Annotated in this window: 15 protein-coding genes; all 15 read right to left on the reverse strand. The window is 67.3% G+C overall.

Translation table 11 applies throughout. The features are described 5' to 3' along the window. The coding region (locus ACTQ48_RS10450; protein WP_441570849.1) for a hypothetical protein at positions 1–418 on the reverse strand (418 nt) is incomplete at its 3' end. Continuing rightward, positions 418–1,119 (reverse strand): hypothetical protein, encoded by a 702-nt coding sequence (locus tag ACTQ48_RS10455; protein WP_441141253.1) that lies wholly within the window; start codon positions 1,117–1,119, stop codon positions 418–420. The genes ACTQ48_RS10450 and ACTQ48_RS10455, both read right to left, overlap by 1 nt. Further along, complete coding sequence (locus tag ACTQ48_RS10460) at positions 1,113–2,189, reverse strand: hypothetical protein (protein WP_441085667.1); 1,077 nt, start codon at positions 2,187–2,189, stop codon at positions 1,113–1,115. The genes ACTQ48_RS10455 and ACTQ48_RS10460 overlap by 7 nt, the downstream gene beginning before the upstream one ends. Beyond that, positions 2,186–2,938: a hypothetical protein gene (locus ACTQ48_RS10465; protein WP_441085666.1), complete on the reverse strand. Its 753-nt coding sequence runs from the start codon at positions 2,936–2,938 to the stop codon at positions 2,186–2,188. The genes ACTQ48_RS10460 and ACTQ48_RS10465 overlap by 4 nt, the downstream gene beginning before the upstream one ends. Beyond that, on the reverse strand, positions 2,932–5,073 hold the full coding sequence (locus ACTQ48_RS10470) for a phage tail protein (protein WP_441570850.1): 2,142 nt from the start codon (positions 5,071–5,073) through the stop codon (positions 2,932–2,934). Before ACTQ48_RS10470 ends, ACTQ48_RS10465 begins: the two co-directional genes overlap by 7 nt. Further along, positions 5,066–5,518: a hypothetical protein gene (locus ACTQ48_RS10475; protein ID WP_441085664.1), complete on the reverse strand. Its 453-nt coding sequence runs from the start codon at positions 5,516–5,518 to the stop codon at positions 5,066–5,068. The genes ACTQ48_RS10470 and ACTQ48_RS10475 overlap by 8 nt, the downstream gene beginning before the upstream one ends. Positions 5,519–5,627: 109 nt before the next feature. Next, positions 5,628–5,963, reverse strand: a complete 336-nt coding sequence (locus tag ACTQ48_RS10480) for a hypothetical protein (RefSeq protein ID WP_441141178.1) — start codon at positions 5,961–5,963, stop codon at positions 5,628–5,630. Then, positions 5,960–6,415 carry a hypothetical protein gene (locus tag ACTQ48_RS10485; RefSeq protein WP_441570852.1) on the reverse strand — a complete coding sequence of 152 codons (456 nt, stop codon included), beginning with the start codon at positions 6,413–6,415 and terminating at the stop codon, positions 5,960–5,962. Before ACTQ48_RS10485 ends, ACTQ48_RS10480 begins: the two co-directional genes overlap by 4 nt. A 5-nt stretch (positions 6,416–6,420) precedes the next feature. Continuing rightward, positions 6,421–6,831 carry a hypothetical protein gene (locus tag ACTQ48_RS10490; RefSeq protein WP_441141174.1) on the reverse strand — a complete coding sequence of 137 codons (411 nt, stop codon included), beginning with the start codon at positions 6,829–6,831 and terminating at the stop codon, positions 6,421–6,423. Further along, positions 6,828–7,136, reverse strand: coding sequence for a hypothetical protein (locus ACTQ48_RS10495; protein ID WP_441085660.1), 309 nt, complete (start codon positions 7,134–7,136; stop codon positions 6,828–6,830). The genes ACTQ48_RS10490 and ACTQ48_RS10495 overlap by 4 nt, the downstream gene beginning before the upstream one ends. Then, complete coding sequence (locus ACTQ48_RS10500) at positions 7,133–8,413, reverse strand: phage major capsid protein (RefSeq protein WP_441141172.1); 1,281 nt, start codon at positions 8,411–8,413, stop codon at positions 7,133–7,135. Before ACTQ48_RS10500 ends, ACTQ48_RS10495 begins: the two co-directional genes overlap by 4 nt. A gap of 171 nt (positions 8,414–8,584) precedes the next feature. After that, positions 8,585–9,190, reverse strand: a complete 606-nt coding sequence (locus ACTQ48_RS10505) for an HK97 family phage prohead protease (RefSeq protein WP_441085658.1) — start codon at positions 9,188–9,190, stop codon at positions 8,585–8,587. Further along, positions 9,187–10,212: a phage portal protein gene (locus ACTQ48_RS10510; protein WP_441085657.1), complete on the reverse strand. Its 1,026-nt coding sequence runs from the start codon at positions 10,210–10,212 to the stop codon at positions 9,187–9,189. Before ACTQ48_RS10510 ends, ACTQ48_RS10505 begins: the two co-directional genes overlap by 4 nt. Positions 10,213–10,218: 6 nt before the next feature. Further along, on the reverse strand, positions 10,219–11,604 hold the full coding sequence (locus ACTQ48_RS10515) for a hypothetical protein (protein ID WP_441085656.1): 1,386 nt from the start codon (positions 11,602–11,604) through the stop codon (positions 10,219–10,221). 22 nt (positions 11,605–11,626) lie between these two features. Continuing rightward, the gene (locus ACTQ48_RS10520; RefSeq protein ID WP_441570854.1) at positions 11,627–11,989 is read right to left on the reverse strand and encodes a hypothetical protein; all 363 of its coding nucleotides are present in this window, start codon (positions 11,987–11,989) and stop codon (positions 11,627–11,629) included. Positions 11,990–12,066: the final 77 nt, after the last annotated feature.

Genomic DNA, 12,066 nt, shown 5'->3' on the forward strand with positions numbered 1-12,066 from the left:
TGTTGTTGGAGATCCGCCCGGACGGGATCAGCGCAACCACACGGCCAGGGCCCACCGGCCTCACCGTCAGCGGATACTCAGACCCGCCACGCGCCAGCCACCCCACGCCAGCGACCATCGCCCAGGCCCTGGCGTTGACCGGCATCGACCACACCCACGCCGCCGACCCGACATGGGTGGTCGAGCCTCGCCCCATCGACACCGAGGCGTGCACCAGACGCCCCACCTGCATCCAGCGACCCTCCAGCGTGCCGTTTCCGATCGAGAGGGTGGTGCCGTCGCTCTGCGACCACGCCACGGCGTATGACGACCATGCTGGGGTCACCGCACCCACCATCGTGTCGATGTCGGTCGCCAGGCTGTTGAGGTGCTCCCACAGCCTGGTGTGGTCCTGCTCAGTGAATCGGGTAGCCGGCATCAGACGCCCTCGCTCTCTGTCGTCAGGGTCAGTGTCATCCCCGCATCGGACACCACGAGCGCCATGTAGGGTGCCGCCGAGTCGATCTGGCACCCGATGCCACCCGCGGCACCGGACGCCATCTGGGCAACCCATGCCGCCGGCAGATCCCAGGTCGTCGACGCACCAGCCGCCAGGGCAGGCCCAGCCTGACTCGCCAGTACCGTGGGGGCCCCCGAGGGCCTGGACGTGCCTGCCAGCAGCGTCAGCGTCGGCGTCGCGGCCGCACCCATCCCCGCCGCCCGCCTACGACGCAGCAGCACCGACCCGGACCTGATCCGGGACGGCAGCGGACCCCACCACGCCCCGCCACGGTTGAGGCCACGGCCCGTCCAGTCGCCCTGATACAGGTCGCTGGTGTCGCTGCGCCACCCCGAACCGCGCCAGGTCCCCGACACCGTCGGCCTCAGCGTCACCACCTCAATCACCGGGGCCGGGGCAGGCGTCGCCCCATCCTCAGGCTGAGGAGGCGGCGGCGGGGGGGCCACCGTGCCCAAAACTCCGACCATCCACGCCTGACCGTCTGAGAGCGAGATCACCGCCAGGTCTGTCGCGTTGGCTGAGGTGACGTGCCGCAGCATCACCACATCTCCCGGGATCCCCTCGACCCGGGCCACACGCCCCGAGATCGAGGTGATCCGAGCCACCGTCATCGTCACCACGTCGCCCCTCCGATTCGTCCACGTAGCACTGTCAGCCCGATCTGGCCGGGTTCCTTCCCGGGGGTGAGCGCGTGAGTCAGCTCCGTCACCCGCCCGACCACGTCCACATCATCAGCGAGGACACGGACCACATCATCAAGCTCTAAACGTGGGTCCGTGACGGCCTGCACCGTGAGGTCGACCGTTTCCCGCTGGATCCGGTCGAGCCGGGTCCGAGCGGCGGCCAAGCACTGCTGCGGGGTCGTGAGCAGCGGCGAGCTGAAAAACGTTGGCACCTGTCCGTAGGCACCGCCCCACCGATACGGCCCCTGCTCGATGGTCGCCAGCTTGCTCACCGGCGCTTCGTCAGCCCCACCAGGCGACGTTGACGCGACCACCGCGTTCGGCCGCCCATCCGATGAGCCCACCTCGACCCGCCGCACCGTCCCACCCACACCATCATGAAGCGACATCGAGGGAGCGGCGGTGCTGGTGGGTGTCGGCTCGACCACCAACCGACCATCCCTCATCCGGAGCACACACCCCCAGCTATCCAGCACCTCGACGAGAGACTCGCGCCGGCTCCTACCCTGCTCCCACACCCGAGCCGCCGAGGTCCGATCGGCAGCACGCACATCGACGCTGCACACCCCAGCCGCAATCGCACGCACCTGCGCAGCGAACGAGCCGGCGGTGCGGGTCGCGATCACCCAGCGCGCCAGATCCAGCCGGCAATCGACTGAATCGGCCTCAACCTTGACCCAGCCGCCGTCCTCCTGCGCTGACGAGATGCGGTACCGACCCACCAGGCACCATCCGACGTCCTCACCCGAGGGCAGCCGGAACCCACGCCGCACCACGAGCTCTTGCCCGGCAGCGGCGAGGGGGTGCCCCGGATCGGTGGGCGCCCAGTCACTCGACACGGTCAGCTCACACGACCCCAAAAGGTTTCCGACACTCGACTCCTTCACCTCGCCCTGGGTCACCTCGACCTGGCCCAGGTACCGGGATCCGAGCCACGACGTCACTTCACACACCGGCTCGATACGGGCCTCGGTGAGGATCTGGGTGACGTCTGGTGCAGCTCTCATGATGCGAGGTCCTCGTAGGCGATGTCGATCATCTGGGGCCAGCGGGCAGCGATCGCAGCCAGGGTTGTCGGGACTGCGAGGGCCAGGTCCCTGAGGGTGTTGCCCTGGGCTGTGGTGTCGGGGGCGGGCTGACCGATGTGCTGCACACTGATCTGGTCGACCGTCGCCGACCCCGGAGCGTGCGAGAACAGCGACCGCTTCCGGGCCCCACACGACACCCAGGCGGTCGGCAGATACGGGCACGTGGGGCGGATCTGCACGAGGGACTGGTCCTGCAGCAAATCGGCCAGCGCCGCGGCCCCACCGGCGGTGTGGATCAGGGTGATCGTCGACGTCGGGAGCATCTCCACGGCGTCGAGGATGATCGGGTCCCTGCGACGAGCCACAGTGAGCGAGATTTGGTTCCGGTCATGCGCCCACTCATCCCACGACCCGATCGTCACGGGAATGTGTCGGCCACGGATCGGGTCGGTGATCACCGGCAGCGCGCTCGGGACAGTCACCGTTGCGGACGCGGCGATGCGCCCGCTGATGACGACGTCGTACCGGGTCGGGTGAGACAACGACGCCTCGTGGTCGATCGCGACCAGAGACGCCGGCGCGGGACGTGGCCGCGACCAGCCACGCACCGGCCGCTCGACGTCGGCTGCGGTCGCCATCACAGTGATCGGCAACCCGACCTTGTCGGCGTCGACGTCGACCCGGAACCGGACCGTCCAGCCAGTGATCGTGGTGGAGATACTCACCATGCGGGGGCCCCTTTCCGGGTGTGGCGTCGCAGTTTGGCCTCGACAACGCGGGTGATGTCGCCCTCGTCGATCCCGACCGACACCACTGGGGTAAGGGCGCGAGCGAGGACGGTAGCGAGTCGGTCCACCAGGGAGTCGACGTCGACCGCGGCCGCGGCCGGTTCGGTCCGCACGATCGAGGCGATATCGAGCCTGCCGGCGTTGAGTGCGTCGAGGACCTGCGGGCCACCGATCCGGGACACCGCCTGCCCGGTGAGGACACCCTCACCACCCATCACCATCGCGAGCCGCTCCCGACGCCCTGGGATCATGCCGCCGCTGTGGAACGACGGGATGTGAGGCACCTGCGGCAGACCCAAGTTTCCAATGACGTTGTTCACCGGCGAGATGACGTTGCTGTTGAGCCAGCTGATCATGTTGCGGATCGGGCCCTTGATCGCGCCGATGGTGGGGGGGGCGGCCCCCCCCCCCCGCACTGTGGACACCATGCCGTCCCAGATCCCCACGACCCCATTTTTCATGTCCCGGAACCGGTCAGTGATGAACGACAGACCTACCTTGACTACGCCTTTCACCGCATCGATTCCGCCAGAGAACACGGCTTTGATTGTTTGCCACACACCCGAGACGATCTGCTTGACCCCGTCGAGCGCGCCCCGCCAGTCGCCCTTGAGGATCGACAGAAAAGTTTTGACGATGCCCTGGATCACGCGGAGCACCCCCCCGATCACCCGCATGATTGTGTTGAACACGGTCGAGACGACACTCAAAATCTGCGACCCGTAGGACTGCCAGAACCCACGGATCACGCCGAGAACTCGGGACACCACTGCCGCGATCACGCTCATCACCCGGCTGACCACCATCATGATCGCCTGCATGATCCCGGTCAGGATCTCACGCGCCTGCCCGAGGTAGAGCTGGATCGTCGGCCCCCACTCAGCCCACTTCGAGGCAACAAACGCGGTGATCTGGGTGATGATCGGCATCACGGTGTCGCGTGCCTGCTGGATCACGCCCCAGAACTGCGCCATGGCCGGTTGAATGTAGGTCGCCACCGCGGCCTGCACCGAGGCCCCGAAATCGGCCCAAGCCTGCTTGAGGGTGTCGAAGATTCCGCCGACCTGGGCACCGGCGTCAATGACGGCGTCCATCCACGGCAGGTCAACGTCGGCACCCTCACCGGTGATCGTGCCGATGAACAGCCTGACGGTGTCGGTAATCGGTGAGATCCACTGCGAGATCTGCTGCGCCGCGGCCGCGACCCCGGACCCCATCTGCCCCAGCCAGTCGACCACCTTGCCAGCGGCCGGGATCAAGGCATTGTTCATGAACCCCAGCCAGCGTTCCTGGATCGGGAGCAAACCGGCCCCGATCTTGGCCTTGAGATCGTCGACCTTCGCGGCGTTCACCCGCGACGCGGTCGCCGCACCATCCGAGGTATTCGCGAAATCGCCCTGCACTTTCGAGGTTTGCTTCATTACCAGCGACAGCCGAGCCTGCGCCTTTTCGTGTTCGGTGAGAGGGCGTTTGCCCTTGACGAGGCCCATCGACATCGCCTCAGCCTGCACCGCCGCATCCGACAAGAACACGTTGAATCGCTTGAGAGGCTCCGCTTCCCCGCGGAGCCCGGCCCCGATCGCCGCGATCGCCTCGGACGGCTCAGCGTTGAACGCTGACCCCATATCGGCCGACAGGGTCAGCAGCTTTTGGGACCAGTCGGCCGACTCCGAGTTGGCGAACCCCATGTTCTGCAACAGCCCGCCGACGCCGGCGGCTGCCTCCTGCGCGGCCGACTTCGACATACCCAGGCTCGATGCGGCACTGTCGAAAAACCCCTGCATGCCCGCGGCCGCGTCGCCCCACACGAGGCCCACCACGTTGGCAGATTCTTTGAGATCGGACGCCGCGGTGAGGGAGCCGCCCACGAAATCGACGATGGCGTCCTTGGCGGCACCGATCCCGGCCACGACCGCCCCACCAGCGATACCACCCAGGAATCCGGCGATCCCCGCCGAGGCCCCCTTCAGTTTCCCCGCGAAACCACCGACGGCCTGCTCGGCCTGCTTCGTGCCCTTCTCGAGGCCGCTCGATTCGCCCTCGAACTTCACGGTGAGTGTGCGGTCGTTAGCCATCCTGGCTCCACCCCTTCACGATTGTGTCGAGAGCGGCCAGCCACTCTGTGAGCATCCGCTCCTCATCGGCACGGAGAGTGGGCCACAGCCAGTAGCCGTGTCGGCCTCGGTGAGGCCGGAACTGGGCCGTGGTGGGGCGTGCCCCGCCCCCGAACTCGGCCCCAAAAAATGCTTGACCGGCCGAGGGGTGCCCCGAGACCGCGACCTTCCGCGACCCACCTGACACGATCGCCGGCACCCGATCTGATCGGGCTCTGACCGACACGGCCACGGCCCGCGACAGCGTGTCGTTCGCGGCTGCCCTGATCCGGTCAGCCTCGCGAGTAGCGATCGTTTTCGATGCCTTACGCACCTCGGCGTTCACCTCACGAGGCAGCTTGGAGAGCGTGCGCAGCAGCGGTTTGAGGCCCTCGACCTCGATGCCCTGCCTATAGCCACCGCTCATCGTTGCTCTCTCATCTCTCGTCGGCAGTCGAGGACCGTCGCGATCATCGTCAAGTCCTCAGCCGCCCATTGCGACGGCGTCCCCCCGAACGCCGCCGCCATCAGTGCGATCAGGCGGTGGTATCCGCCTCGGTAGGGTCCGGCAGCACCGGATCGGCATCGAGTTCACCGCGCTGGGTGGCCTCGTCACGGTCGTCGAGGGACTCCAGCGACTCGATCGACGTCAGCCACGTCGCGACGGTCTCGTCGTACAGGCCGAGGCGGGACGCAGCGGCCCACGCCACCCAGGCCATACGCGACAGCGGCATCGATCCATCTGAGCCGACGAACGCTGCCTTGTTGTTCTGCTCCCAGCGGAGCACGTCGGCGGCGATCACCTGCACGGTGAGTGGCTTGCCGTCGACGACGGCCCGGAACCGGCCGGTCGGGATGATGTGCTGGCTCATGAGAACACCGCCGAGCTGTTTTCGGCCGCCTCGGCCTCGGTGAGGGGCTCCGGTGCACCCTCGATCGCAAGCTTGACGCTCACCTTCGAAAATTCACCGACTTCGCCGCCGAGTTCGCCGGGCACGATCCTGACGCGACCCTTCCAGCCGCCCTTGTGGTCACCTGACCAGGGCCGGAAAGCGAACGGGGTGAGCTCACCCTCATGCTTGACGAGGTATTCCGACAGGGCGTTGCCGTCGGTCTCTGTGTCGCGGCCGACGAGGTAGCCGAGCTCGAGTTCCCACTGGGTGGGCTCCACCTCCGAGTACGACCCTTTGGGGCAGGCGGTCTTCTCTTTGACGATTTTGGCGTCGGGCGAGAGCTTGACGCTCTTCACTTGGCACTTCACTTGGGTGCCCGGGCTGGCGCCGAGCACGAGATCGATGTTCTTGAAGAACAGCGGCTGGAACATGATAGTTATCCTCCGTAGAGCTGAAGCGTGATGGTTTGGCAGGGCAACTGTTTGCCTTGGATGTCGACGGTGCCGAACTCGGCCTTAGTAACGGTCGCTGCTGCGCAGATCCCGCCGAGGGACTGATCGGCCTGGATCGCGAGCTGCAGAGCGACCACCACCTGCGGCCACAGAGCCTGCAACCGTTCGGCGGTGGCGGTGTCGTTGGTGCCGGGCCGGCCCACGACGACCAGGACCGGCCACTCCCACCGATCGAGACAGATCGAGTCGATCGGTTCCCGCCAGGACGGCATCCCGACGATCAGGAACTGCTCGGGTAGCGGTCCGTGTGGTGCGGCCGGGTAGGCCACGATCCCACTGACCACCGAGCCGAAGACCTCGACGATCCCGACCCGCACCCGCTCGAGGTTGATCATCCGAACACCAGCTTGCGATAAGGGGCGATGAGGGTCTCGATGTCGCGGTCGACCGATGCGATCCGGGCGGGGCCGAGCTCAGTCATCCCGATGAAACCGTCGGGTGAGTTGCGGCGGGCGAGGTGACGAGCGACGAACAGGCGCACGGCCTGGACCAGCGCGGCCGGCGCTGGGCCCTCTGCTGGCACGCGGCACCGGCTGGCGATCCAGGACTCGGCCGCGAGGCGGTATGTCTCGACGGTCGAGGGTGATTCGTCTGGGAACCATCCGGCGACCTGGCCGGCGCTCGTCACCTCACGGGTCATGAGGTCGCGACCTCCACCTTCGCGAACGCGGTCGCGTCGAGCACACCGAACGCGAAATATCCGCCGTAGGCGACCTCGACACCCAGGATCGACGGCTCCACGGCCTGCAGCAGACCGATGCGCTCCTCGTAGGCCTCAGCCTGCGACGAGCGACCAATAATCATCGTCCCTGCCGGCAAGCCGGGAGCCATCACCCGCTTGATGTCGAGAATGTCGCCGTCGAACGCGGTCGGGGACGACGCCCCAGCCTGTTGCAGCAGGGTGCGGTTCGCGGTGAGCATCGAGCCCAGCGACCCCCACATATCGACCGACGTCCAGATGGTGTTCGGCAGCCTGAGCGAGCTGGCGCGCTGGGTGCCGTTCGCGGTGACCGCCATCACAGCCGAGCTGTACAGGGCCTTGATCCAGGCCTTGAGGTCTTCCCCGGACGCCTTCGGGATCGTCGTCTTTTGGGTGATCGCGGCCGCGAACGCCTGCGCGGCCGCGTCCTCGGTCTCGACACCGTATACGTCCTGCAGATCCGTGACGATCGCGTTCCACGCGCTGGGGTCGGTCCAGTCGATGTCCTGACGCGAGATGTTGAGCGCACCGCCGTAGGTGTCCTTGCTGAAATCGATCGATCCGACCTTGAGCTGCCGGGACGGCAGCTCGGACTTCTCCGCCGCCTGCTTGCCCACCTGGGTGTGCTGGGTGATGACCGGGCGGGAGAACTTCTTGCCGCGCACGGTGCCGAGCGGCTTGATGCCGATCGACGTCAGGAACGGTCGGGCCGCGTCCAGATCGGACAGGATCTCACCGACGATGTCCGCCGGCAGCAGACCGGGGGTCTCAGCCGTGGTCTGCTTCGCGAGGGCGCGGGCCTCGGGCTCGATGGAGCGGCCGAGAGCCGACTCGGCACGCTGGCGCGCGTCGAGATCCGGTTCGGTCGACCGCGTGCCGCGGCCCGCGAGGTAGTCGACCAGGAAATGACCGGCCGAGGGGTACTTGTACTGCCGCTCCTGGACGCCGAGCGGGTGACGATCACCCTTGTCCTTGCGGGGGGCGGTCGGGATGGCCTGCGACACCGTCTCGGTGTGCGCGGCACGGGTGGCCTCGAACTCTTCGAGGGGCTTGATCTGGGCGTCGAGCTCCTCGACGCGCTGCCGAGCGGCGGTGATGTTGCTGCGCTCAGCGTCCACGAGGTCACGGTTCTCGGACTCGATCTGAGCGAGCAGCTGGTCGATGAACTCGAGCTGCTGCTGGCGCTGCGCGAGGAGACGAGCCAGGACGGGGTTCATGATGGGGGGTTCCTTTCGAGACGATCGATTGATGTTCGTCACGTGGTGGCCCGTCCCGACCTGTCGAGTGGTGGCCTGATGCTCCGGCCCGACCGGTCATCGTCTCCGGCATGACGACCTTGGAATCAGGTAACCACGTCCTCGGACAAAAACGAGACGCCCGGGCCGAGCTCAGGGACGGCGTGAGGCCAGCCAGTTGCGCAGCGCGGCGACCTCAGCCGACCTCCGCACCGGCTTCCCGCCACCATCAGGCAGCGGCTCACGCGACCGCACCAAAGACACCTTCGCGCCGGCATACGCCGGGGTCGGAGTGAGAGACACTTCCAGCAGCCGTGCCTCGATCCGCTTCACCCACATCAGCCCATCGTCGTCGAGCTCACGTTCATCCTCGATCGACGCGAACCCGACCGACAGGCCGGTGAGCATCCCATCACGGGCTTTCCGGGCGGCGGTCATCGCGAGATCGTCCTCGATGTCGAGTCGCCACACCACATCGAGACCATCGTCGGTCTCGGTCCACCGCTCCGACACACCCACCGGGAACGAGCGGTTGTCGTGCCACAGCAGCAGCGGGAGCTTCCGAGCGGCCTCGCGGATCGACTTGGCGAACGCCCTGGGCTGGATCTGCTCCATGTACCAGCCGACGTCCTGCCACTGCCCATACGGCACCGCACGGCCCTCGAGGTAGCGCAGCGACTCCGTCGCGTCGACGTCACGGAACTCGAGCCCGGCGAACGTGCGCACCTCCGGCGCTGACAGACATACCTGGTCACTCATGAGAGCCCTCCTAGCCCTAGCCACTGCTGCCCCTGCTCCACCGTCAGCAGACCGACCCCGATCGCCTTCTCGATCCACGCGACGTCGGTGGTCATGTCGTCCGCGAGGATCTCGCGGGTCGCGAAACGCAGCTCCTGCCCATAGGGCAGCCACGCCGCACCCCAGATCTGCTCGAAATCATCGGTGATCGGCCCCACCGTCTGCCGCACCAGCGACAGGAACATCGGCCCCACCGACTTGTAGGTCAGGCCAGCGGACTCACCACCCACCCAGAACGCATCGAGATTGAACATGTTGGCGACGTCCACCAGCGACAGTTTCCGGGCCTCGACCATCTGCGAGTCCTGCGGTGACCACGCCAACGGCGTGATCTTCGTCCCTGCCGGCAGAAACGCCGGCTTCCGCTCCTGAAATTTCTCCAACCACCGCTCAGACGCAGCGTCGGCCTCCTCCTGCGACAGATCCGGGTTCGGCGTCTCGATCGCCACAGACGGCACCGCCGACACGTCCAGCATGTCCGACTCGTACCGGCCCTGCCGCTCAATCCGCGCCCACGTCGTCAGATGCTGCTCAACCACACCCACCCCACGGGCGGGCTCCCACTCGTCACCACCACGCCGCACATGCACCACGTCCGCCGACGACACCCGACGGCCACGCACCCAGTAGGCCACCTCGCTGGTCTCCGGATCCCGAGTGATCGACACCCACGACGCAGGCACCCACGACGCCGCTAGCGGATACCCGTCCTGGCCCCGCACCGTGATCAGATGCACCGCGTTCCCGTGGACCAGGTAGTCCTGCACCTGCTGACCCACAAACCACGCCCGTGCCGTGTTCGGCGTCGGATCCGGGCACTGCAGGAACCGGGAGCGAGGCAACACCTGGGCCCCCCGGTACGCGTCGAGCGACATCTGACGGATCAGACCCACCGTCACCTGAGCACACCGCGCCACCGCCGGCACCGCCAACACCGACGCGAGCCCCACCTGCACCGCACCAGGAGCCGGGAACGTCAGCACGACGCCTCACAAAACCTGGAAACGACGCGGCTCGGCAGCGAGTGTCGGCAGATGATCCACACACCAACCAGCGAGCGTGTGAGACTCCAACGGCGCGATCGGGCCACGCTCAGCCACCCACACACCACGACCCCACTGAGCCGCCCCAACCGCTCGACGCAACGACCGCTCACCGAGATGGAAGACGGCCGGGTCCGGGCGCTGCTCGAGCCCGGAGCGGAGACGATGGCAGGCTGCTGCATAGTCCGATGCTGACACGCGCACCAGACACCGCTCGACGTCCATCTTCCGGTCCACCATCTCGGCCGCGATCGCGTCGCCGAGATCCCGATCCCCCTTCGTCGACCGCACCGCGACCGCCGACCCAGCCCACCGCTCCACCACATCGACGGCGGCCCGCACCACCCACCGCACCTGCTCACGTTCCTCGATCACCTCAGTGAGCAGCACCCCATCGGTGCGCCGCCACGCCGCCGAGACCGACGCCTGCCGCAACTCCGGATCAGCCGCCACACCAAACCCCACCCGCACCCGCTCAGGGATCCTCACCGCACGCTGCTCAGCCCTCCGCCACGCCGTCCCATCGATCACGAGCTCATCCTCAGACGAGTCCTCATCGATCCCGCCATACGCCCGCAGCCCCTTCGGCAGGCTCTTCGCGAGCTGCTGCTCGACGTAGGCAACGTCGAGACCGAACCCGGCCCGCGGATGCGCCGCCAGGATCTCCTCGAGCAGCCGGGCACGCGGCACCTTCTGCACCGGCACACCATCGATCTGGTCGTCGATCGCCCACTCGAAGTACGCGATCCTCGACCTCGGGTCGCGGGTCGCTTCCCGCCCCACATGCCGCGCCCACCGCAACGCCGTCGACCTCTCCGACCCCGCCGCCGTCATCAACCACGCCTGCCCAGGATGCACCGACCACGCCGGCTCATACCCGGCCTGCACCAACTCCAGCTGCGGCAGCGAAAACGACCACAACTCGTCCACGAACACGAGCGCCGGGTCCTCACCGTGCATCACATCCTCAGACGGAGCGAACGGCAGGAACGCCGACCCCCACGGCCACACGAGCTCCTCGAACGAGTGCGACACCTTCCGCCGCACCCCAGGCAGCGCCATTAGCGGCCGAGTCGCATCAAGCCACCGACGCCGAGCCGAATCCCGCTGCTGTGCCGTCAGCCACGCCACCGCCGGATCATCCTTCTGCCCACACACCCGAGCAGCCGCCGGCGGAATCAGCGTCGTCTTCCCCGCACGCCGCTGCACCACAACCATCACCGTCTGATACCAGGGGCCACCCGTCACCGGATCCACCTCACCCGCCACACCAGCGGTGTACCGCTGCCACGGAAACATCGGCTTCCCCAGCAGCGCCGAGATCTCCGCCATCGCCGCACCATGCGACGCACGCTCAGCCGATCTCGCCGTCGCCCACAACGGGGGCGCGCCCCACTGCTGCTGCCAGCCGATCCGCGACGCTGTCGCCCGATGCTGCTTGCTCAGCATCTGCACTCACCCCCTCACCCGACGAGGAGGGCAGTTTCGCGAGCAGCTGCTCCAACCGCTGCGACGCCCGCAGCCACAGCCCCGCATCCTGCATCCGCTTGGCCGAATCCACCAGGTCCGCCGCCGATCGCGCCAGTTCAGCCGTCATCGCTCCCGATCCGTCGAGATCTCCCAGCTCAGCGACGATTCGCTCGACCGCGGCCCGGGTCGGCCGGGTCGCCCCGATCTTGGCCCGCGGGGACCGGAACATGGCGGGTTTCGACGTCATGTCGGGTCCGAGAGAGAGAGAACGCTGTCTCTTATACACATCTGACGCTGCCGACGATCCTCGAGCTGTGTAGATCT

This window comes from Collinsella sp. Sow4_E3 (genome assembly GCF_052116285.1).
Taxonomy (GTDB): domain Bacteria; phylum Actinomycetota; class Coriobacteriia; order Coriobacteriales; family Coriobacteriaceae; genus Collinsella.

What these genes read in the sequence shown, in the direction of transcription:
- ACTQ48_RS10460 (WP_441085667.1), bottom strand. Translation starts at nt 2,189, where the DNA reads ATGAGAGCTGCACCAGACGTCACCCAGATCCTCACCGAGGCCCGTATC.
- ACTQ48_RS10465 (WP_441085666.1), bottom strand. Translation starts at nt 2,938, where the DNA reads ATGGTGAGTATCTCCACCACGATCACTGGCTGGACGGTCCGGTTCCGG.
- ACTQ48_RS10470 (WP_441570850.1), bottom strand. Translation starts at nt 5,073, where the DNA reads ATGGCTAACGACCGCACACTCACCGTGAAGTTCGAGGGCGAATCGAGC.
- ACTQ48_RS10475 (WP_441085664.1), bottom strand. Translation starts at nt 5,518, where the DNA reads ATGAGCGGTGGCTATAGGCAGGGCATCGAGGTCGAGGGCCTCAAACCG.
- ACTQ48_RS10480 (WP_441141178.1), bottom strand. Translation starts at nt 5,963, where the DNA reads ATGAGCCAGCACATCATCCCGACCGGCCGGTTCCGGGCCGTCGTCGAC.
- ACTQ48_RS10485 (WP_441570852.1), bottom strand. Translation starts at nt 6,415, where the DNA reads ATGTTCCAGCCGCTGTTCTTCAAGAACATCGATCTCGTGCTCGGCGCC.
- ACTQ48_RS10490 (WP_441141174.1), bottom strand. Translation starts at nt 6,831, where the DNA reads ATGATCAACCTCGAGCGGGTGCGGGTCGGGATCGTCGAGGTCTTCGGC.
- ACTQ48_RS10495 (WP_441085660.1), bottom strand. Translation starts at nt 7,136, where the DNA reads ATGACCCGTGAGGTGACGAGCGCCGGCCAGGTCGCCGGATGGTTCCCA.
- ACTQ48_RS10500 (WP_441141172.1), bottom strand. Translation starts at nt 8,413, where the DNA reads ATGAACCCCGTCCTGGCTCGTCTCCTCGCGCAGCGCCAGCAGCAGCTC.
- ACTQ48_RS10505 (WP_441085658.1), bottom strand. Translation starts at nt 9,190, where the DNA reads ATGAGTGACCAGGTATGTCTGTCAGCGCCGGAGGTGCGCACGTTCGCC.
- ACTQ48_RS10515 (WP_441085656.1), bottom strand. Translation starts at nt 11,604, where the DNA reads ATGGCGGAGATCTCGGCGCTGCTGGGGAAGCCGATGTTTCCGTGGCAG.
- ACTQ48_RS10520 (WP_441570854.1), bottom strand. Translation starts at nt 11,989, where the DNA reads ATGACGTCGAAACCCGCCATGTTCCGGTCCCCGCGGGCCAAGATCGGG.